19 protein-coding genes and 2 pseudogenes are annotated in these 20,725 nt (G+C 61.4%); 18 read left to right on the forward strand and 3 right to left on the reverse strand.

Features of this window, described 5'->3' with window-relative positions:
• Positions 1–193 precede the first annotated feature (193 nt).
• The 6 genes from ASD95_RS05445 to ASD95_RS05470 all read left to right on the forward strand — a co-directional run bounded on the left by ASD95_RS05445 (position 194) and on the right by ASD95_RS05470 (position 4,474).
• Positions 194–1,342 carry an amine dehydrogenase large subunit gene (locus tag ASD95_RS05445; protein WP_056723097.1) on the forward strand — a complete coding sequence of 383 codons (1,149 nt, stop codon included), beginning with the start codon at positions 194–196 and terminating at the stop codon, positions 1,340–1,342.
• Between the two features lie 11 nt (positions 1,343–1,353).
• On the forward strand, positions 1,354–1,893 hold the full coding sequence (locus ASD95_RS05450; protein ID WP_056723100.1) for a MauE/DoxX family redox-associated membrane protein: 540 nt from the start codon (positions 1,354–1,356) through the stop codon (positions 1,891–1,893).
• Between the two features lie 5 nt (positions 1,894–1,898).
• Entirely contained in the window at positions 1,899–2,525 is a 627-nt protein-coding gene (gene mauD, locus ASD95_RS05455) for a methylamine dehydrogenase accessory protein MauD (RefSeq protein WP_056723101.1), read from the forward strand.
• Positions 2,526–2,543: 18 nt separating this feature from the next.
• Positions 2,544–3,065, forward strand: a complete 522-nt coding sequence (locus tag ASD95_RS05460) for a methylamine dehydrogenase light chain (protein WP_008050506.1) — start codon at positions 2,544–2,546, stop codon at positions 3,063–3,065.
• A 103-nt stretch (positions 3,066–3,168) separates the two neighbouring features.
• Complete coding sequence (locus tag ASD95_RS05465; RefSeq protein ID WP_056723103.1) at positions 3,169–3,690, forward strand: hypothetical protein; 522 nt, start codon at positions 3,169–3,171, stop codon at positions 3,688–3,690.
• Positions 3,691–3,802: 112 nt separating this feature from the next.
• Entirely contained in the window at positions 3,803–4,474 is a 672-nt protein-coding gene (locus ASD95_RS05470) for a class I SAM-dependent methyltransferase (protein WP_056723106.1), read from the forward strand.
• Between the two features lie 191 nt (positions 4,475–4,665).
• Here the strand turns inward: ASD95_RS05470 and metE are convergent, their stop codons facing one another.
• Entirely contained in the window at positions 4,666–6,954 is a 2,289-nt protein-coding gene (metE, locus tag ASD95_RS05475; protein ID WP_056723146.1) for a 5-methyltetrahydropteroyltriglutamate--homocysteine S-methyltransferase, read from the reverse strand.
• A 298-nt stretch (positions 6,955–7,252) separates the two neighbouring features.
• Between metE and ASD95_RS05480 the strand changes: the two genes are divergently transcribed.
• The 5 genes from ASD95_RS05480 (at position 7,253) to ASD95_RS05500 (ending at position 11,303) form a co-directional block, all read left to right on the forward strand.
• Positions 7,253–8,290, forward strand: coding sequence for a FecCD family ABC transporter permease (locus ASD95_RS05480; protein WP_056723108.1), 1,038 nt, complete (start codon positions 7,253–7,255; stop codon positions 8,288–8,290).
• Positions 8,290–9,057, forward strand: coding sequence for a heme ABC transporter ATP-binding protein (locus tag ASD95_RS05485; RefSeq protein ID WP_056723110.1), 768 nt, complete (start codon positions 8,290–8,292; stop codon positions 9,055–9,057). The genes ASD95_RS05480 and ASD95_RS05485 overlap by 1 nt, the downstream gene beginning before the upstream one ends.
• 18 nt (positions 9,058–9,075) lie before the next feature.
• Positions 9,076–9,960: a ChaN family lipoprotein gene (locus ASD95_RS05490; RefSeq protein ID WP_056723113.1), complete on the forward strand. Its 885-nt coding sequence runs from the start codon at positions 9,076–9,078 to the stop codon at positions 9,958–9,960.
• A 226-nt stretch (positions 9,961–10,186) separates the two neighbouring features.
• Complete coding sequence (locus ASD95_RS05495) at positions 10,187–10,792, forward strand: SCO family protein (RefSeq protein ID WP_056723114.1); 606 nt, start codon at positions 10,187–10,189, stop codon at positions 10,790–10,792.
• A 1-nt stretch (position 10,793) separates the two neighbouring features.
• The gene (locus ASD95_RS05500; protein WP_056723116.1) at positions 10,794–11,303 is read left to right on the forward strand and encodes a copper chaperone PCu(A)C; all 510 of its coding nucleotides are present in this window, start codon (positions 10,794–10,796) and stop codon (positions 11,301–11,303) included.
• A 120-nt stretch (positions 11,304–11,423) separates the two neighbouring features.
• On the opposite strand, the gene ASD95_RS05505 is transcribed toward ASD95_RS05500, so the two are convergent.
• Both ASD95_RS05505 and ASD95_RS05510 read right to left on the reverse strand, forming a co-directional pair.
• Positions 11,424–11,840 carry an organic hydroperoxide resistance protein gene (locus ASD95_RS05505; RefSeq protein ID WP_046040328.1) on the reverse strand — a complete coding sequence of 139 codons (417 nt, stop codon included), beginning with the start codon at positions 11,838–11,840 and terminating at the stop codon, positions 11,424–11,426.
• A 121-nt stretch (positions 11,841–11,961) separates the two neighbouring features.
• Complete coding sequence (locus ASD95_RS05510) at positions 11,962–12,291, reverse strand: hypothetical protein (RefSeq protein WP_056723118.1); 330 nt, start codon at positions 12,289–12,291, stop codon at positions 11,962–11,964.
• A 184-nt stretch (positions 12,292–12,475) separates the two neighbouring features.
• Here ASD95_RS05510 and potE point away from each other — a divergent pair, with 184 nt between their 5' ends.
• The 7 genes and pseudogenes from potE to ASD95_RS29590 form a co-directional block, all read left to right on the forward strand.
• On the forward strand, positions 12,476–13,885 hold the full coding sequence (potE, locus tag ASD95_RS05515; RefSeq protein WP_056723119.1) for a putrescine-ornithine antiporter: 1,410 nt from the start codon (positions 12,476–12,478) through the stop codon (positions 13,883–13,885).
• Complete coding sequence (locus tag ASD95_RS05520) at positions 13,882–16,167, forward strand: Orn/Lys/Arg decarboxylase N-terminal domain-containing protein (protein WP_056723121.1); 2,286 nt, start codon at positions 13,882–13,884, stop codon at positions 16,165–16,167. The genes potE and ASD95_RS05520 overlap by 4 nt, the downstream gene beginning before the upstream one ends.
• A gap of 194 nt (positions 16,168–16,361) precedes the next feature.
• On the forward strand, positions 16,362–16,763 hold the full coding sequence (locus ASD95_RS05525) for a hypothetical protein (protein WP_056723123.1): 402 nt from the start codon (positions 16,362–16,364) through the stop codon (positions 16,761–16,763).
• The gene (locus tag ASD95_RS05530) at positions 16,763–17,302 is read left to right on the forward strand and encodes an HD domain-containing protein (protein ID WP_056723124.1); all 540 of its coding nucleotides are present in this window, start codon (positions 16,763–16,765) and stop codon (positions 17,300–17,302) included. Before ASD95_RS05525 ends, ASD95_RS05530 begins: the two co-directional genes overlap by 1 nt.
• A 200-nt stretch (positions 17,303–17,502) precedes the next feature.
• A complete protein-coding gene (locus tag ASD95_RS05535) occupies positions 17,503–19,116 on the forward strand; it encodes an arylsulfatase (protein ID WP_056723126.1) in 1,614 nt (537 codons plus the stop codon).
• A gap of 68 nt (positions 19,117–19,184) precedes the next feature.
• Positions 19,185–20,553 (forward strand): annotated as a pseudogene (locus ASD95_RS05540) (OmpP1/FadL family transporter).
• Between the two features lie 50 nt (positions 20,554–20,603).
• Positions 20,604–20,725, forward strand: a pseudogene (locus ASD95_RS29590) (DUF3313 domain-containing protein); the annotation flags it as partial.

The following is a 20,725-nucleotide window of genomic DNA, read 5'->3' on the forward strand; positions in this document are numbered from 1 at the left end:
ACGGGGACCTCATTGCCCTGTAGGAGCTGCCGCAGGCTGCGATCTTTTCGCTCTTCCATACGACTGGCACAGACACACAAACACTTGGCAGGCAGGGCAATTCTCGCGATCGCGGGGCACGGCAGAATCAAAGGGTAAAAATCTGCCAAAGCACCCGCGATCCGCGTTACCAACAATTCAGGAAGTTCCCCTTATGCGAACAAACAGGATCTCCGTACAGTCAGCGCTAGGCCTGAGCCTGCTTGTACTCGGTTTGAACAGTGCCCGCGCGGACTTGCCCGCCGGTACGATTGGCCAGACCGTTCTGGCGTTTCCACCCGAAGCTCACCGCGCGTTTGTCATCGACGTCGAGTTCGACAGCTTCGTGGCGGGCCGCGTGACCGTGGTCGACCCGGACCAGAAGCGCATCCTCGGCATGGTGCCGACCGGTTTCGCGGCGCCGTCGACCCTCAGTCACGACAAGAAAACCCTCTACAGTGCGGACATCTGGTATTCCCGTGGCACCCGCGGCACCCGCACCGACGTGCTCACCGCGTGGGACAGCTCGACCCTGTCGCCGGCCTGGGAAGTGCTGATCCCGAACAAGCGCGCCGAATCGCTGACCCAGCGTTACTCGCTCAAGCCGAGCGGCGACGACAAGTTCGTCTACGTCTACAACTTCACCCCGTCGACGTCGGTGACCGTGGTCGATACCCAGGCCAAGGCCGTTGCCACGGAAATCGCCATCCCCGGTTGCGTACTCAACTACCCGGTCGGCAACCGCCGCTTCGCCTCGCTGTGCGGCGACGGCAGCCTGCAGGTGGTGACCCTCAACGATCAGGGCCAGGAAACCGCGCGCAGCCGCACGCCGTTCTTTGATCCGAACGCGGAAAAACTGGTAGAGCGCGCGGTCAACGTCGGCGATACCTACTACTTCACCACCACGACCGGCACCGTACGCCCGGTGGATTTCGCTGGAGATGCGCCGAAAGTCCTGCCGTCCTGGTCGCTGGTTTCCGACGAGGAAAAGAAAGCCGGTTGGGCGCCGGGGGGCTGGCAGTTGATGGCCGTGGCACCAAAGCTGGACCGCCTGTACGTGCTGATGCACGACGCCCACGAACCGTTGAAGTGGGAAGACCCGAGCCCGTTGATCTGGGCGTTTGACCTCAAGACCCACAAGAAGGTGGCGACCCTGGAAGCCCCGGTTCCGGTGTGGAGCATGCAGGCCACTGGCGACGACAAGCCGTTGTTGCTTGGCACCGACGTGGAAGGCGGTTTGCAGATTTTCGATCTGAAGACCAACAAGCTCACCGGCAGCATGCCGAAAGTCGCCAAAACCGCGACTCAGGTTCTGAGCTACTAAGAGGTTCGGCCATGCACACAGATCCGATCTTCATCATTGCCAGCGCCGTCGCCATCGCGGTGTTGCTGGCCAACGCCGCGACCCACAAGTTGCGCGCGCCGGCCCGCTTCGCCCGGCAACTGGCGGACTATCAACTGCTGCCCGAGGCGCTGGTGCGCCCGACGGCACGGCTGGTGCCGCTGCTGGAACTGGCCATCGCCTTTGCCCTGCTGGTGCCGGTCAGCCGTGGTTATGCCGCGTTGAGCGCCGCCAGCCTGTTGGCGCTGTACGCCGCTGCCATCGGCATCAACCTGTGGCGCGGTCGCGCCGACATCGATTGCGGTTGTGCCGGCCCCGACCAGGCACAGCCGCTGCGCCCGGTGTTGCTGGCACGTAACAGCGCGCTGGTGCTACTGGCGCTGGTGGCCAGCGTGGCGCCGGTTGCCCGCGACCTCAACCTGTTCGATGGCTTCGTGACCCTGGCTGCGGCCGCCGTTGCGCTGCTCATCTACGCCGCGGCCGATGGCCTGCTGGCGAACTCCCCTCTTCTGCTCAAATTGATTGGTAGGTAATCGAAATGGAAGGCTTGATTGTTTCCAACGTTCTGCTCTGGGTGCTGCTGGTGGCCGTGGCATTTGTCGTCATGGGCCTGGTGCGGCAGATTGGCGTGCTGCACGGTCGCCTGGCGCCGGCCGGCGCGTTGATGGTCGACAAAGGCGTGGCGGTCAATGAACCCGCGCCGCAAGTCACTGCCAGCGACCGTCACGGTCGTCCGGTGAACTTCGGTTATGCCGGCGAGAAATCGCAACTGCTGTTCTTCCTCTCGCCGACCTGCCCGATCTGCAAGTCGCTGCTGCCGGCGATCAAGTCCATCGCCAAGGAACAGGCCGGCACGCTCGACGTGGTGTTCGTCAGCGACGGCGACATGGATGCCCAGCAAGCGCTGATCCGCGAACATAAACTCGAAGACACCACCTATGTGGTCGGCCCGGAAGTGGGTATGACCTACCAGATCGGCAAGCTGCCGTACGCCGCGTTGATCGACAAGGCCGGCACCCTGCGCGCCAAAGGCCTGGTCAACTCCCGCGAGCACCTGGACAGCCTGTTTGAAGTCGAGCACTTGAAGCACGCCACGCTGCAGCAGTACCTCAATGCCCAACCGCACACCCACGATCACGACCACAGCCACGGCCATAGCCACTGATAAGGCAGGGAGACCTTTATGAAACTGCTGGATCTGTTGTTTGAGCGTTCGTCCCGCCGTGTCGCCGACACCACGTCGCGTCGTAAATTGCTGGCACGCATGGGTTCGCTGATGGTGGCCGGTGCCGCCCTGCCCCTGCTGCTGCCGCTGGACCGCACCAGCAAGGCTCTGGCCGCGGAACCCGCGCAGGCCGGCGACCCGGGTGATCCAAACAGTTGCGACTACTGGCGCTACTGTTCCATCGATGGCTTTCTGTGCAGTTGCTGCGGCGGGTCGGTGACGTCCTGCCCACCGGGCACCGAAGCCTCGCAAGTGACCTGGATCGGCACCTGCCGCAACCCGGCCGACGGCAAGGACTACATCATTTCGTACAACGACTGCTGCGGTAAGCAAAGCTGCGCCCAATGCGCCTGCACCCGCAACGACAGTGAAGAACCGGCCTACCGCCCGTTCAACAACAACGATGTGAACTGGTGCCTGGCCGCCAAATCCCACATCTATCACTGCACCGTTTCGGTCATCCGCGGCGTCGCCGTTTAAAACAAACGCGCTTTGCGCCGGTTGTTCGCGCAATCGGCGGCTTTTTTATTTTGTCCGGCTGTTTTTTTAACTTTCGCCCGCAACAAGCAAAAGGTGCTCAGTCATGCGCAAGTTGCTACTCCTCGGTCTCGTCTGCGCCCTTGGCGCCCCGCTCGCCTATGCCCGGGCCATTCCCGACCCGAACCAGCATCACGCGCCGGGCAATGAATCACTGCAAACCCCGATTGCCCAGGCCGGTTACAGCGTCGGCGTGAACTACCAGCTGCAATGCGCCGGTTGCCACCTGGGCGACGGCACGGGTTCGGCCGCCAACGACACGCCACGGATGAAAGGCTTTGTCGGCAACTTCCTGAAAGTCCCCGGTGGCCGAGAATTCCTCGTGCGGGTGCCGGGCATGTCGCAGTCGGCGCTGAACAACGCGCAACTGGCGGACTTGCTCAACTGGCTGATGCGCAAAGACGGCATGGCGGGCGACAGTCTGCCGGCCGACTATCAGCCCTACACCACCGAAGAAGTCACAGAGTTACGGGCCAAGACCATGCTCAACCTGCCCGGCACCCGTAGCGGGTTGATCAAGGCCATGCGCGCCAAGGGCATCGCGATCGATGACGGGATGAACTACTGAGGACAGTCTGTCGTTGGTGCCGGGTAAAACCGGCTGAAAACAAACCAGTAGAATGGACGATCGGAACCCTTGCCCTATCCTTTCATCCAACCCATCACGCCGGACATCGACCATGTCAGCCCCCGAAACCACCCTCCTCGACAGTTGGCACCACAACGCCCGGGCCTGGATCGACGCCATACGCTCGGGCACCATCGAAAGCCGCCAAAAGGTCACCGACCAGGCCATCGTGCTGGCGGTGCTGGGTCGTCAGCCCGAGCGTGTGCTCGACCTGGGTTGCGGCGAAGGCTGGTTGTTGCGTGCGCTGACAGCCCGGGGTATCGAGGCGGTCGGCGTGGATGGCGATGGGACGCTGGTGGCGGCGGCGCGGGCGGCGGGCGCTGCGCCGGTGCATTTGGCGAGTTATGAACAGTTGTTGGAAGCGAAAGTCGACATCGGCCGCGACTACAACCTGATCTGCGCCAACTTCGCCCTGCTGCACCAGGACATCATCCCCCTGCTCGCCGCCATGAACACCCTGCTCGCCCCTGGCGGCGCGCTGGTGATCCAGACGCTGCACCCGTGGGCGGCTGCGGCGGGCGATTATCAGGATGGCTGGCGGGAAGAGACATTCTCCACGTTCAAGGGGCAGTGGCAGCCCATGCCGTGGTATTTCCGTACCTTGTCCAGTTGGCTGAATGCGCTGGACATGGCGGGATTTACTCTTGCCAGCCTGCAGGAGCCACAGCACCCGCAAAGCCCCGTGCCGCAGTCATTGCTGTTGGTGGCCGAGCCACGGCGCTGAGTGGTTTTAACAACGCACACAGTTATTGTGCCCGCCGAAAATCCCTGTGGGAGCGGCGGTGCGGCGATCCGACTTGCCCGCGAAGAGACCGGCACATTCGACATCGATGTCGCCTGACACACCGCCTTCGTCGGATCGCCGCCCGGACCAAGCCCGCTCCCACAGGTTTCAGTGGCGCATCCACTAAAGCGTCAGGCCCATTCTTTACGCAGGTGGCGCGCAGCGTTGACCATGTGCACCAGCGCCGCTTCGGTTTCCGGCCAGCCGCGGGTCTTCAGGCCGCAGTCCGGGTTGACCCACAGGCGGTCGGCGGGAATGCGCTTGGCGGCCTTGCGCAGCAGGTTGGCCATTTCCGTGGAGTCCGGCACCCTTGGCGAGTGGATGTCGTACACGCCCGGGCCGATTTCGTTGGGGTAGGCAAAGGCTTCGAACGCGTCCAGCAGTTCCATGTCCGAACGCGAGGTTTCGATGGTGATCACGTCGGCATCCATGGCGGCAATGGACTCGATCACATCGTTGAATTCGCTGTAGCACATGTGGGTGTGGATCTGGGTTTCGTCACGCACGCCGCAGGCGCACAGGCGGAACACTTCGGTCGCCCAGTCCAGGTAGTGCTGCCACTGCGCCTGGCGCAACGGCAGGCCTTCGCGGAACGCGGCCTCGTCGATCTGCACGATCTTGATCCCGGCGGTTTCAAGGTCCAGCACCTCGTCGCGAATGGCCAAAGCCAGTTGACGAGCCTGCACTTCGCGGCTCACGTCTTCACGGGGGAACGACCACATCAGCATGGTCACGGGACCGGTCAGCATGCCCTTCATCACCTTGTCGGTGAGGCCCTGGGCATAGCGGATCCACTCCACGGTCATGGCTTTCGGGCGGCTCAGGTCACCGTAGATCACCGCCGGTTTCACGCAGCGCGAACCGTAGCTCTGGACCCAGCCGAAACGGGTGAACACGTAGCCGTCGATTTGCTCGGCGAAGTATTCGACCATGTCGTTGCGCTCGGCTTCACCGTGCACCAGCACGTCCAGGCCTAGCTGCTCCTGCACTTGCACGGCGTGACGAATCTCGCTGTGCATCGCCTCGGTATATTCGGCTTCGGTCAGCTTGCCTTGCTTGAACGACTGGCGAGCCAGACGGATCGACGCGGTTTGCGGGAACGAACCGATGGTGGTGGTCGGGAACAGGGGCAGGTTAAGGCCGGCGCGCTGTTTCTCGATACGCTGGGCAAACGGCGAATGACGCTGGCTGTCCTGGGCGGTGATGGCAGCAACCCGCGCCTGCACGGCCGGTTTATGAATGCGTGGCGACGCAGCACGGCTGGCCTGCACGGCGCGGCTGTGAGTCAGCGCTTGCAGCACCTTCGGCGCTTCCGGTTCGCTGACAGCCTGAGCCAGCACCGCGACTTCTTCACACTTCTGCACGGCAAACGCCAGCCAGCTTTTCAGTTCGGCATCGAGCTTGTCTTCACGCTCCAGATCAACCGGGCTGTGCAGCAGCGAACAGGATGGCGCGACCCACAGGCGATCACCCAGACGCTCGTGAGCATGTTGCAAGGTAGCCAACGTGTTTTCCAGATCGCAGCGCCAGACGTTACGGCCGTTGACCACGCCCAGCGACAGAACTTTGTAGGCCGGCAGGCGATCGAGGATGGTCGGGTACTGCTCAGGCGCACGCACCAGATCGATGTGCAGGCCATCCACCGGCAGGTTGGCGGCCAGGCCCAGGTTCTCTTCCAGCCCACCGAAGTAAGTGGCAACCAGCTTCTTCAATGGGTCACGCTGAATCAGGTTGTAGGCCCGCTCAAAGGCGTTCTTCCAGGCCTGTGGCAGGTCGAGCACCAGGATCGGCTCATCGATTTGCACCCATTCGACACCCTGTGCCGCCAGGCGCTGGAAGATCTGGCCGTACAGCGGCAGCAGGCGATCCAGCAGTTCCAGCTTGTCGAATTCGGCGCCCTTGGCCTTGCCCAGCCACAGGTAAGTCAGCGGGCCAATGATCACCGGCTTGACGTTATGCCCCAGTGCACGGGCTTCTTCGACTTCTTCGAACAACTGGTCCCAACCGAGCTGGAACTGCTGATCGGCGCTGAATTCAGGGACGAGGTAGTGATAGTTGGTGTCGAACCACTTGGTCATTTCCTGGGCGTGCGCGCCGCCGCAGCAGCTGTCGCTCACACCACGGGCCATGCCGAACAGGGTTTGCAGGCTGGCCTTGCCATCGTGCGGGCGGAAACGCTCCGGGATCACACCGAACATCAACGAATGGGTCAGGACCTGGTCGTACCAGGCGAAGTCGCCAACCGGCAGCAGCTCGATACCGGCGTTTTTCTGCAAGTCCCAGTGGGTCTTGCGCAGGTCGCGGCCCACGGTACGCAGACCGGCTTCGTCGAGTTCGCCCTTCCAGAACGCCTCTTGCGCCTTTTTCAGTTCACGGTCGCGACCAATGCGCGGAAATCCAAGGGAATGGGCCACAGCCATGTCAAATAACTCCAATGCGTTCAATGGGGCCATTGTCGACAGTGCCAGTGAGTGAGACAAACTCATTTTAATCTTGATGATCACAAGTTCTCCTCATGATCGATAACGCCATACATAAACACCTGATCTGGCGTGACCGAACCGTGGCGTGTGCGTAAGCCGGGCGTCGATGGCATCATCACCCGCTACGAACCCCTCTGATCGGCCAAGGAATAGTCCCGATGCGTATCAAGACACTGCCGGCCCGTGCCACGGCGTTCTACCCGGACGCCAAAGCGCGGACCGCCGGGATCAGCCCATGACGGCCATTTTTCGGCCGCGTCCGACGTTGATCTTTTTGCTGTTGTTGCTGGTTCTGGTGTTCTGGCTGTCCCTGGCCCTCGGGCCGGTCAGCCTGCCGCCGGGAGATACCTTGCTGGCCGGGATGCGTCTGCTGGGGTTGCCGCTCGAAGGTGGCGACACGCAGCAGGCGGAGTTGATCCTCGGGCAGATTCGTCTGCCGCGCAGCTTGCTCGGCATCGCCGTGGGTTCGGTACTGGCGCTGTCCGGCGTGGCGATGCAGGGGTTGTTCCGCAATCCCTTGGCCGATCCGGGTCTGGTCGGTGTCTCCGGTGGTGCGGCGTTGGGTGCCGCCATCGCCATCGTCGGCGGCAGCCTGCTCGGTGGCTTGCCGCCGGCCATCGAACCTTATCTGCTGTCGGTGAGCGCCTTCGCCGGCGGCTTGATTGTCACGGCGCTGGTGTACCGCTTCGGTCGCCGCAACGGGCAGACCGACGTCGCCACCCTGCTCTTGGCGGGTGTGGCGATGACGGCCATGGCCGGTGCCGGGGTCGGTCTGTTCACCTACCTGGCCGATGATGCGACCTTGCGCACCCTGACGTTCTGGAACCTGGGCAGCCTCAACGGTGCCAGTTACCCACGCTTGTGGCCCCTGTTGATTGTCACCGTAGGCGTGGCGTTGTGGTTGCCCCGTCGCGCGGCGGCGCTCAATGCCATGCTGCTGGGTGAATCGGAAGCGCGTCACCTGGGTTTTGACATTGAGCGGATCAAGCTTGAGCTGGTGTTGTGCACGGCGCTCGGCGTCGGCGCGGCCGTCGCGGCGGCCGGGCTGATCGGTTTTATCGGTCTGGTGGTGCCGCATCTGATGCGCCTGCTGGTGGGTCCGGATCACCGGGTGTTGCTGCCCGCCTCGTTGCTGGCCGGTGCCAGCCTGTTGTTGCTGGCCGATCTGGCGGCGCGCCTGTTGTTGGCGCCGGCCGAACTGCCCATCGGCATCGTGACTGCACTGATCGGCGCTCCGTTCTTTCTATATCTGCTGGTGCGAGGGCGTTCCTGATGCTGCGGGCAAACAACTTGCTGGTACGTCGTGGCAACCGCACGGTACTGGCAAACATCGATATCGAGTTGCGCCCCGGTGAAGTGCTAGGCGTGCTGGGGCCGAACGGTGCCGGCAAAAGCACCCTGCTCGGGGCTTTGTGTGGTGAACTGGCGACCAGTGAAGGCAGGGTCAGCCTCGACGAGCGTCCACTCGCCGACTGGCCGGGTCAGGAACGGGCCAAACGCCTGGCCGTGCTGCCGCAGAGTTCGAGCCTGAACTTTGCGTTTTCGGTCAATGAAGTCGTCGGCATGGGGCGCTTGCCCCACGCCAGCGGCCGCGTGCGTGATACCGAAATCGTCGCCGAGGCGCTCAAGACCGCCGATGCCCTTCATCTGGCCGGACGCAGCTACCTGGCCCTGTCGGGCGGTGAACGCCAGCGCGTGCATCTGGCGCGGGTGCTCGCTCAGCTCTGGCCAGGTGCCGAAGGGCAAACCCTGCTGCTCGATGAGCCGACATCGATGCTCGATCCACTGCACCAGCACACTATTTTGCAAGCCGTGCGCGACTTCGCCGAGCGTGGTGCCGCGGTGCTGGTGATCCTGCACGACCTCAACCTGGCCGCACGTTACTGCGATCAACTACTGTTGTTGCAACAGGGCCTGCCCCACGCCTACGGTCCACCGGCAGAGGTGCTGACCACCGAGGCGCTGGCGGCGGTGTATGGTCTGGAAGTGCTGATTCAGCAACACCCGGAACGTGGCCACCCGTTGATCATCGCGCGCTGAGACCAATAAGGAAAACCGATGCGCTTTGTGTTGCTCTGTGCATTCAGCCTGCTGGCTGCCTGCCAAACCCATCAGGTCACCCCACTGCCGGCGCCGATCGCCCCGCAAGGCCGTGATCACACCGACCTTGGGGTCATTCGCGAACTCGCCACGGGCCGTACGTTGACGCCGCAACAACTGGTCGAACGACTGGCCGTTGCACCTCGGGTATTGGTCGGTGAACAGCACGACAACCCGGACCACCACGCCCTGCAATTGTGGCTGCTGCGCGAACTGGCGGCGCAACGCCCACAAGGCAGTTTGTTGATGGAAATGCTCAATCCAGATCAACAGGCCAGGGTCGACGCCGCGCAAGCTGCGACCCGCGCGGGCCAGCCACCGATCGATGCGTTCAAGGCGCTGGCCTGGCAGGCCAATTGGGACTGGAGTGTTTATGGCGCACTCGTCACCTACGCGCTGCGGCAACCGTATCCGCTGCTGGCGGCGAACCTGGACCGCGCGCAGATCATGCAGATCTACAAACAGCGCCCGCTACTCACGGGGCAAGCATCCACCACTCAACAGGTGCAGGCGACCTTGCTGGACGACATCCGCGAATCCCATTGCGGCCTGCTGCCCGAAGCGCAGATGCCGGCCATGCTCGCCGTGCAGCAGCAACGTGACCGGCGCATGGCCGAGCGCCTGATGGCCGCGCCGAAGCCTGCGTTGCTGCTGGCCGGTGCCTTCCACGTGCGCAAGGACCTGGGGGTGCCGCTGCACCTGAAGGATCTGGGTGCCGGTGAAGGGAATGCGGTGCTGATCCTGGCCGAAGCGGGCAAGACCGTGACCGCCGAGAGTGCGGATTACGTGTGGTACACCGCTGCGCAACCGCAACAGGATCATTGCGCGAAGCTGCGTCGTTAAAACGACCCGACAGATTGCCCTGAACCTTTGTGGCGAGGGAGCTTGCTCCCTCGCCACAAGAGCACTTTCACCCTGACAGCGCGACACTATGTCACGCCTGTGCGCCGGTCCAATGGTCGTATCCGCACCTCCGGCACCGGCACAGTTTGTTAACATCCCTGCGATTTTTTCGTCTGTACAGTCATCACGCTGTCATTTCAGCCTGTTCAACAGGATGCTTTTTTTCATGAGTACTTTGTATACCCGCCGGACTGTCCTGCAAGGCATGGGCCTGTTGAGCCTGGGCCTGCTCGCCGGTTGCGACGACAGCAGCAAGCTGTCGTTCAACTACGGCAAGGACCTCAGCGACAAGATCATGGGGCGTAACTTCAAGCTCAAGAACCCTGAGGGCGAAACCCGGATGCTGGGCAGCTATCGCGGCCTGATGCCGATGGTGTTCTTCGGTTTCACCCAGTGCCCGGCCGTGTGCCCGACCACCCTGGCCCGCGCCGCACAGGCCAAGAAACTGATGGGCCGCGATGGCGAAAGGCTGCAGGTGGTCTTCATCACCCTCGACCCTGAACGCGACACGCCAGAGTTGCTCGACAAGTACGTCAAGGCTTTCGACCCGAGTTTCGAAGCCCTGTACGGCACGCTGGAAGAAACCGCCGCCACCGCCAAGGAATTCGGCGTGTTCTTTGAGAAAGTCCCAAGCGGCGATACCTATACCCTCTCCCATACCGCGACCAGCTATGTCTTCGACTCCCGGGGCAATCTGCGCCTGGGACTGTCCGCGTCCCTGACGGCCAAAGAGTGCGCAGAAGACCTGCTCACCGTGATGGAGGTTTGCTGAAATGAATGCCCCGCAGGCTAAAAACCGCTTCGTGCAACGCTGCAAGCAACTGGCACTGGGCCTGTCCCTGGTCGGCCTGGCCCTTCAGGTCTCGGCACAAACCCGGGTCGACGACGCCTGGGTCCGCGCCACCGTGGCCGGCCAGCCGTCGAGCGGCGCCTTCATGACCGTCACCGCCAGCAGCGACAGCAAGTTGCTGAGCGTGCAAACGCCGGTCGCCAAGCTGGTGCAGATTCATGAAATGAGCATGAAAGACGACGTGATGAAGATGCAGCAGGTGGACTCCGTGGCTCTGCCGGCCGGCAAGCCGGTGAGCTTCGATCCCAACGGCTATCACATCATGCTGATGAACCTCACAGGCCAGATCAAGGACGGCGACAAGGTGCCACTGACCCTGACCGTCGAAAACGCCAAGGGCGAGAAAGAGTCGATTCAGGTAGAAGCCGTTGCCAAAGCGATTAACACCATGGATCACGGCACGATGATGCATGATCACAGCAAGATGAATTGAATTTCTCGTAGTATCGCAACACAAAAAAAAGATCGCAGCCTGCGGCAGCTCCTACACCGATTTCGTAGGCGCTGCCGCAGGCTGCGATCTTTTTTTAGATCAAGACCTTTTCACGTCAACTTAAACAAGCTTGAGCACCACATTGATGTTGTTGCGCGTGGCTTTCGAGTACGGGCAGTACTGGTGCCCGGTGTCGACGATTTTCTGTGCGGTTTCACGGTCCAGCCCCGGCAGGCTGACATTGAGCCGCGCCTGCAGCAGGTAGCCGCCTTCATTGGTGCCCAAGTCAACCTCGGCATCGACCGCCACATCCTTGGGCAGCGCCACTTTCATTTCCCTGGCTGCAACCTGCATGGCGCCGATGAAACAGGCTGACCACCCGGCAGCGAACAGTTGCTCGGGGTTGGTTCCGCCACCGCCCGCACCCGGCGACGACAGCTTCACGTCGAGGATCCCGTCGGAGCTGCGGGACGCGCCGTCACGCCCGCCCGTGGTGTGGGTTTGGGCGGTGTACAACACTTTATCGATCTGGCTCATGATGACCTCCTGATTGAGTTGTAAAAAACCGGTTTCACCCCATCGGGTCGCTGGGATGGTCAATCAATATAGTCGTCACAGCCCCGCACGGCGGTCGATCCGACCGACGCCCGCTTCTTCTTTATTTACGCGCCAACTTGTACCTGACGCAGTCCTCATAAAAGCTCTGGCGTACAGCAGCCGGTTTGAATCGCGACGGACTGTCATAAGTTTGCTCTGTAATGCCAAGAGCCATCATGCGCATCCAGCTTTTAGCGAACTTGTAGACCTGGATTTTCTGCCGGGCGGCATACAAGGAAACCCCTGAGAGCTTGAGTTCCTGTGCCCTTGCAGCGGTGCCCGCCCCCCAACTGCACATGTACTGATCTTTGGCGGCCAGTTCTTTTGCTTGAACCGAAGTGGCTATGCCCGCAACTACTAGCGGGACTAATGCGATCCATATCTTGCGCATTTCGACCTATCTAACCAATTGAAAACCAAGTAATTTTGCAGATAACTTTGAAACTTGGGGGCCAGCATCCTGCCTTTTTTGCAAATAAATGAAAAAGCCGGATGGGGGGTCGTCAATTTCTTGCGGGATTTCAAACCTTTGCTATAGCTAAGGTTCTCAATCGCCAACTAAGTGAGGCAACGGAATGTCAGTCGCAAAGAAAATGAGTGTGGGGCAACTGACAATGTTGACCGCCGTCAACATGTTGGGCTCAGGAATTATCCTGCTACCGACTAAACTCGCCGAAGTCGGTGCGATTTCTATCCTCTCCTGGCTGATAACGGCCACCGGCTCCCTCGCTCTGGCCTACGCCTTTGCGCGATGCGGGATGCTCAGCCGCAAGACCGGCGGCATGGGCGGTTATGCCGAATACACCTTCGGTAAAGCAGGTAACTACATCACCAACTACACCTACGGTCTCTCGCTGTTGATTGCCAACGTGGCGATCAGTATTACCGCCGTCGGCTACATCCAGGTGTTGTTCGGGATAAAGCTTGATTCGCTGCAAGTAGGCCTGGCCACTATTGCCCTGTTGTGGATCACCACTTTCGCCAACTTTGGCGGTGCCCGCATTACCGGCCGGATCGGCGCGGTCACGGTCTGGGGGGTGATTGCACCGGTGGTACTGGTATCCACGGTGGGCTGGTTCTGGTTCGACAGCAGCGTTTACGCCGCTGGATGGAACCCCCACGACAAGGGCTGGTTCGAAGCGGCAGGCGCCTCGGTGGCAATTACCCTGTGGGCCTTCCTCGGCCTGGAATCGGCTTGCGCCAACACCGACGCGGTGGAAAACCCTGAGCGCAACGTACCGATTGCCGTGCTGGGCGGCACCCTGGGGGCGGCGGTGATCTACATCGTCTCCACCAACGTCATCTTCGGCATCGTCGGCAACGAAGAACTGGTCACGTCCACCGCGCCGTTCGGCCTGGTGTTCGCCAAGATGTTCACCCCAATGGTCGGCGATATCGTGATGGCGGCCATGGTGCTCGCCTGCATCGGTTCGCTGCTGGGTTGGCAGTTCACCATCGCCCAGGTGTACAAAAGCTCGGCCGACACCGGCTACTTCCTGCCGATCTTTGCCAAGGGCAACAAAGCGGGAACGCCGATTGTCGGCATGCTGGTGCTGCTGGCGGCACAGACCGCGCTGGCCCTGCTCACCATCAGCCCCGACCTGAGCAAGCAGTTCGACACCCTGGTCAACCTCGCGGTGGTCACCAACCTGGTGCCGTACATCCTGTCCATGGCCGCACTGATGACCATGCAGAAAGTCTCCAACGTGCCGGAAGGCAAGGCACTGGCCACCAACGTCATCGCCCTGATCGCGGCGGCCTACAGTTACCTGGCACTGTACAGTTCCGGTGAACAGGCACTGATGCTGGGCGGCGTGGCCACGATCGTTGGCTACACCCTGTTCGGCTTCGTCAACAACCGCCTGATCCGCCTCGAAGCACTCAACAACAGCGTACCGACGCAAACCGTCAGCGCGCAGCACCTCACTGCCGAGCCAGTGCCGGTGAACAATCTGAATACAGCCACTATGGAGGTTCAAGCATGACGGAATATAAACACTCGCTGGGCATGCTGGCGCTACTGGTCAGCAGCCCGCCGGACAAGCGAACGGTGTTTGGCCGCGCCCTGGACCAACTGGTCCAGGACGTAGAGGGACGTGGTGTCAGCGTACTGGCCTCGGAAAGCCTCACCGATGCCGCCTCGATCCTGCGCTCGGACCCTGCCATTCAATGCGTGCTGATCCGTTGGGAAATGGACACCAGCGAAGGCCACGCCGACTGCACCAAATTGCTGGTCAAGCTGCGCGAGCGCAACACCCGCGTGCCGGTGTTCCTGATCAGCGACCGTACCACCGCGTCGAGCATTCCGTTATTGGTCATGCAGCACGCCGACGACTTCATCTGGCTGCCCGAGGACACCTCCCGCTTCCTCAGCGGGCGCATCCTGGCGGCCATCGAGCGCTATCGCCAGGCCGCCCTGCCGCCGATGTTCGGCGCGCTGGTGAAGTTTGCCCGCAGCTATGAATACTCCTGGCACACCCCAGGCCATGCCGGCGGCACCGCGTTCCTGAAAAGCACAGCGGGTCGGGCCTTCTACGAGTTCTTCGGGGAAAACCTGCTGCGCTCCGACCTGTCGATCTCGGTGGGCGAACTCGGTTCGCTGCTCGATCACAGCGGCCCTATCGGCCAGGGCGAACGTTATGCCGCCAAGGTCTTTGGCGCCCACCGCACGTACTACGTGACCAACGGCTCGTCGATGTCCAACCGCGTCATCCTCATGGCCAGCGTCACGCGCAACCAGATCGCCCTGTGCGACCGCAATTGCCACAAGTCCGCCGAGCATGCGATGACCCTGTCCGGGGCGATTCCGACCTACCTGGTACCGACCCGCAACCGCTACGGCATCATCGGCCCGATCCTGCCGCAGACCCTGAGCGCCGAAGGCGTGAAAGCCGCCATCGCCGACAACCCGCTGGTCAAGCAAGGCATCGACCCGACGCCGGTGCACGCCATTGTCACCAACTCCACCTACGACGGCCTGACCTACAACGTCACCCGCGTCGAAGAACTGCTGGGTGAAAGCGTGGACCGCCTGCACTTCGACGAAGCCTGGTACGGTTATGCGCGTTTCAACCCGCTGTACAGCGGACGCCATGCCATGCACGGCGACCCGGCCGATCATGACAAGTCCGGGCCGACCGTGTTCGCCACCCAGTCGACTCACAAGCTGCTGGCCGCCCTGTCCCAGGCCTCGATGATCCACGTGCGTGACGGGCGTAACCCGATCGAACATGCGCGCTTCAACGAGTCGTACATGATGCACGCCTCGACCTCGCCGAACTACGCGATCATGGCGTCCTGCGACGTCAGCTCGGCGATGATGGAGGCACCGAGCGGGCAGATCCTCACCAACGAGTCGATTGAAGAAGCCATCAGCTTCCGCCAGGTGCTCTCGCGCATGCATAACGAGATGCTGAGCAAGGACGACTGGTTCTTCACCTGCTGGCAGCCGCCGACCGTACAGGTTGGCGCAGCGACCGTGCCGTTCCATGAGGTCGACCCGGCCACGCTGAAAACCGACCCGAACTGCTGGGTCCTGCACCCGAACGCGGTCTGGCACGGCTTCGGCGACATCGAAGACGGCTACTGCATGCTCGACCCGATCAAGGTCTCGGTGCTCAGCCCGGGCATGGGTGACGACGGCAACCTGCTCGCCTCCGGGATCCCCGCTTGCGTGGTCACGGCGTACCTGGGCCGTCAGGGTATCGTGGTCGAGAAAACCACCGACTTCACCATCCTGTTCCTGTTCTCCATCGGCATCACCAAAGGCAAGTGGGGCACGCTGCTCAACGCCCTGCTCGACTTCAAGCGTGACTACGACGACAACGCCGAGCTCGAGCTGTGCCTGCCCGACCTGTACAACGCCAACCAGCATCGTTATGCCGGCATGGGCCTGAAGGATCTGGCCAACGAAATCTTCGCCGCAATGAAGAAGCACAAGACCACCGCCAACATGTCCCAGGCCTTCGGCACCTTGCCAAAAGCCGAGTTCAGCCCGGTGGAGGCCTACGAAAAACTGGTGCGCAACGACATCGAACTGGTGACGCTCAACGAAGCCGCCGGGCGTCTTGCCGCGACCGGTATCGTGCCGTATCCACCAGGCATCCCGCTGCTGATGCCGGGTGAGAACGCAGGGCCTGCGGACGGTCCGTTGCTGGCGTATCTCAAGGCACTGGAAGCCTTCGACAAATCCTTCCCCGGCTTCACCCATGACACCCACGGGATCGAAGTCGAAGACGGCGTTTATCGGATGCTGGTACTGAAATAGGTCACGCAGTTTCACCGCAACACCTGTGGGAGCGAGCTTGCTCCGGGCGGCGCTCCGACGATAGCGTTTTTGCAGTCAACATCACTGTTGCCTGACACGACGCCATCGCGAGCAAGCTCGCTCCCACATTGCTTTGCATCTCCCCAAAAATCCCTATGGGCAAACTCGATCACTGCGCTCTATGATTGATTCCCATGACCACCACTGCTGCGATCCGCTCACCCTGCCCGCCCGGCGCCTGCGACTGCGGGCGCGACCCGCTGCTGGAAACACCAGGGGCGGACCTGCGCATTCTGTTTCTGACCCGCAACGAAGAAAAACGCCTGATCGAGCGCCTGGAGAACCTGCAGAGCCTGAGCGATCTGGAGCACCTGCAACGGCGCATGCTCGAACAGTTGGGTATCCGCGTGCACATCGCCCCCGGTTTCAACGAAGTGCGCACCATGCGCGGCATCGGCATCCAGGTTGGCGAACTGCCGGGGCTGTGCCGCAAGACCCGCGCCAACATCCCCGCCGCCATTCGCCGGGCCATGGAAAAGCGCCCGGAGATCGCCTACGACCTGCTCAATGCCAACGACCTGTTGCGTGACGCCTGATGACACCTCTTCTCGAACTCCCCCTCACCGACGAGATTCTCACTTCGTTCGCCCTGGCCATCGGGGCCGACCTTCAGGGCTACCGCAACCATATTTACCGGGTGCTGAATTTCCATGGTGCCCTGCGTGGTGCCGAAGGCCTGCCCCCGGACGCGGTACAAATCGCGGCGGCGTTTCATGACCTGGGTATCTGGACCGATGACACCCTCGACTACCTGCCCCCGTCCATCGCCCTGGCCACCGAGTACCTCGACAACCGGCAACGACCGGAACTGAAAGATGAAGTCAGCGCGCTGATACTTGAGCATCACAAGCTGCGCCGGTATCGCGGTGTCTACGCCGACAGTGTCGAACCCTTCCGCCAGGCCGACCTGGTGGACGTATCCCTGGGCCTGGTGCGTTTCGGCTTGCCCCGCAGCTTCATCAAAACCGTGCAGGCGACCTTTCCCGATCACGGTTTCCACTCGATGCTGATCAAGCTTTCCGCCCGGCAGCTCATCCGCTCGCCGCTGCGGCCGCTGCCGATGTTTCGCTGGTAACACAAACGTCTGCCTTCCCCTCTGACGTCGCCATTGCCGGAAAGCCATTTCGCGGCAATGTGCCTGAAACACTAACTTTCTGACTATTCACTACTGGATATTTCGAAATTCAAACCTACGCTCTTCGCGGGGGGTAACGCATTTCAACGACGGTTGGGGGCTCGTCTCTATGTACTCACGCTAGTGCGCAGGAGCTCGACATGAACCGGACAACCTTTTCCTCGATGTTTGCAGTCCCCCTTTTACTGTCTGCAATGGCGTTTCCCGGTCAGGCCCTGGCCGCCGACAAGGCCCCCAACATTCTAGTGATCATGGGCGACGATATCGGCTGGTCGAATATCGGCGTCTACAACCAGGGCATGATGGCCGGCAGAACCCCCAACCTCGACCAACTGGCGAATGAAGGCATGCGTTTCACCGATTACTACGCCGAAGCCAGTTGCACCGCTGGACGCGCCAATTTCATCACCGGCGAACTGCCGATTCGTACAGGCATGACCACCGTCGGCCAGGCTGGCTCGCCCGTGGGCATTCCTGCCGAAGCCGTGACCATCGCGACCGCCCTCAAGGCCATGGGTTACGCCACCGGCCAGTTCGGCAAAAACCACTTGGGTGACCTCAACCAGTTCCTGCCCACCGTCCACGGTTTCGACGAATTCTTCGGTTACCTCTACCACCTCGATGCCATGGAAGACCCGGCGCACCCCAATTATCCGAAGGAGCTGCTGGACAGTGTCGGCCCACGCAACATGGTCCACAGCTGGGCCTCCACCACCGATGACACGACGGTGATGCCACGCTGGGGCAAGGTGGGCAAGCAGAAAATCGAAGACGCCGGCACGCTCTATCCGGAGCGGATGAAAACCGTCGACGAGGAAATTCGCGACAAGGCCTTCTCGTTCATCGACAAGGCCAAACAGGACAACAAACCCTTCTTCGTCTGGCTCAACCCGACCCGCATGCACATCGTCACGCACCTGTCCGACAAGTACCAGGCCATGCGCAACTCGGAAAATGGCTGGTCGGAACAGGAAGCCGGCATGGCGCAGCTCGATGACATCGTCGGCGACGTCCTGGCGAAGCTGAAGAAAGACGGCATGGACGACAACACCATCGTCATTTTCACCACCGATAATGGGGCCGAGAACTTCACCTGGCCCGATGGCGGTACGACGCCGTTTGCCATGGGCAAGGGCACGGTGATGGAAGGTGGCTTCCGGGTGCCGGCGATCATTCGCTGGCCGGGCAAGGTACCGGCCAACCAGGTCGCCAACGGCATCATGTCCGGCATGGACTGGTTCCCGACCCTGGTCGCGGCGGCGGGCAACCCGAACATTACCGCCGAACTGCTCAAAGGCAAACAATTGGGCGACACCACCTACAAAGTTCATCTGGACGGCTATGATCAAACTCCAATGATCACCGGAAAAGGACCGTCGAACCGCCATGAAATCTTCTACTTTGGAGAGAGCGCCTTGGGTGCAGTGCGCATAGACGACTACAAATATCGCTTCATCGACCAACCGGGTGGCTGGATGGGAGCTAAAGTTGCTGTGGATGTGCCGATCCTGACCAACCTTCGACTCGACCCGTTCGAGCGCATGGGCTGGCCGGAAAACCAGGCCGCGCAGGGTTCGCAACAGTACTTCGACTGGTTCAAGTTCCAGTTCTGGCGTTTCGTGTTCGTCCAGCAACAGGTGGCCAAACTGGCGGAAACGGCGATCGAGTTCCCGCCGATGCAAAAAGGCGCAAGCTTCAACCTCGACTCGGTTAAAGCCAAGATCGCCGCGGCTCGGGCAGAGATGGCCAAATAACAGCCGAATCCACGGGTGGCTGGTGCAGTCCACCCGTATTCGAAATGGACAATTGCTGAGGGATTTCAATGCCAATAAAAACAGCTGCCCTGCCCACTTCTGCGCTTCTTGCCCTGTGCTGCCAACAAGCCTGGGCCGGTGGCATCATGCTCTATGAAATCGGCACCGATAACGCCGGCCTGGCCAACGCCGGTGCCGCCGCCCGTGCCCAAGGCCCCTCGACCATCGCCAGCAACCCGGCGGGCATGAGTTTTCTGCCGGGCACGCAAATCACCGGTGGCTTGCAGGTGCTGTACGGCGACCTGAGCTTCGACCGCGACTCCGGCACCAACACCCCGGGCACAGGCAGTGGCAATGCCCTCGATCCGATGCCCGGCGCCAGCTTCTTCATCAGCCATGAACTCGACGAGCACTGGAGCGTCGGTTTCGGTTCCTATGGTGACTTCGGCCTGGCGCTCAATTACGACAACGACTGGTCCGGCCGCTACTTCGCACAAAACTCCAGCTTGCTCGGCTTGTCACTGGTACCGAGCGTGGCGTATCGCTTCAACGAGCAGTGGTCGGTCGGCCTCGGCGTCAAGGCCATGTACGGCATGTTGCAGGCCGACACCGCCATCGACCGCTCCCCTTTCGGCTTCACTGACCGCGCTGACGGCCAATACAAGTATCAGGACAACACCTGGGGCTATGGCGCCAACGTCGGTGTGATCTACGCCCCGCAACCCGGCACGCGCATCGGCCTGACCTACACCAGCCAGGTCGACCTGGACTTCAAGGACCGGCTTGATGTGAAGGGCGACGGACGTCTGCTCGACAGAGTCAACAACACCAACACCGAACTGGACATGAAGGTGCCGCAAACCGTCACCCTGGTAGGACCGGCTTGATGTGAAGGGCGACGGACGTCTGCTCGACAGAGTCAACAACACCAACACCGAACTGGACATGAAGGTGCCGCAAACCGTCACCCTGAGCCTGTTCCAGCAACTGGACCGACAATGGGCACTGCTGGCCTCGGCCAACTGGCAGGACTGGTCGGAATTCGGCGACATCGCCGTAGAGGTCGACACCACGGCGTTCGGMTCGCAATCGAAGACCGTCGACGCCGGCTTCAAGGACACCTGGCACCTCTCCCTTGGCACGCAATACCAGGCCACCGAGCAGTGGTTGTGGAACTTCGGCGTGGCYTACGACAGCAGCGCCGTCTCGGACAGTAACCGCAGTGTAGTCGTGCCGATGAACGAATCCTGGCGTATTGCCACCGGGGCCACCTATGCTCTGGACAAGGACACCGATGTCAACGTCAGTTGGGCCATGGTCTGGCTCGGCGACATGCCGGTTGAGCAGACCAAATCCGTATCGGGCAATCGAGTATCCGGTCAATTMGACAATGCCTGGATTCAAGCCTTGAGCGGAAACATGACCTGGCGATTTTGATGTCTTGTAAACAAAAGAACGAAGATTTCTTCCAAGGAGTAAACACCACTATGAATCTGTCCCGAAAACTGCTCGTCGGCGCCACGCTGGCCAGTCTGCTGCTAGGCGGTTGCACCTCGAAAGTGACTGAGAARGAGCAATACTCAGGCTTCCTGTCCAACTACAACAACCA

This window comes from Pseudomonas sp. Root71 (assembly GCF_001429045.1).
GTDB classification, from domain to species: domain Bacteria; phylum Pseudomonadota; class Gammaproteobacteria; order Pseudomonadales; family Pseudomonadaceae; genus Aquipseudomonas; species Aquipseudomonas monachiensis.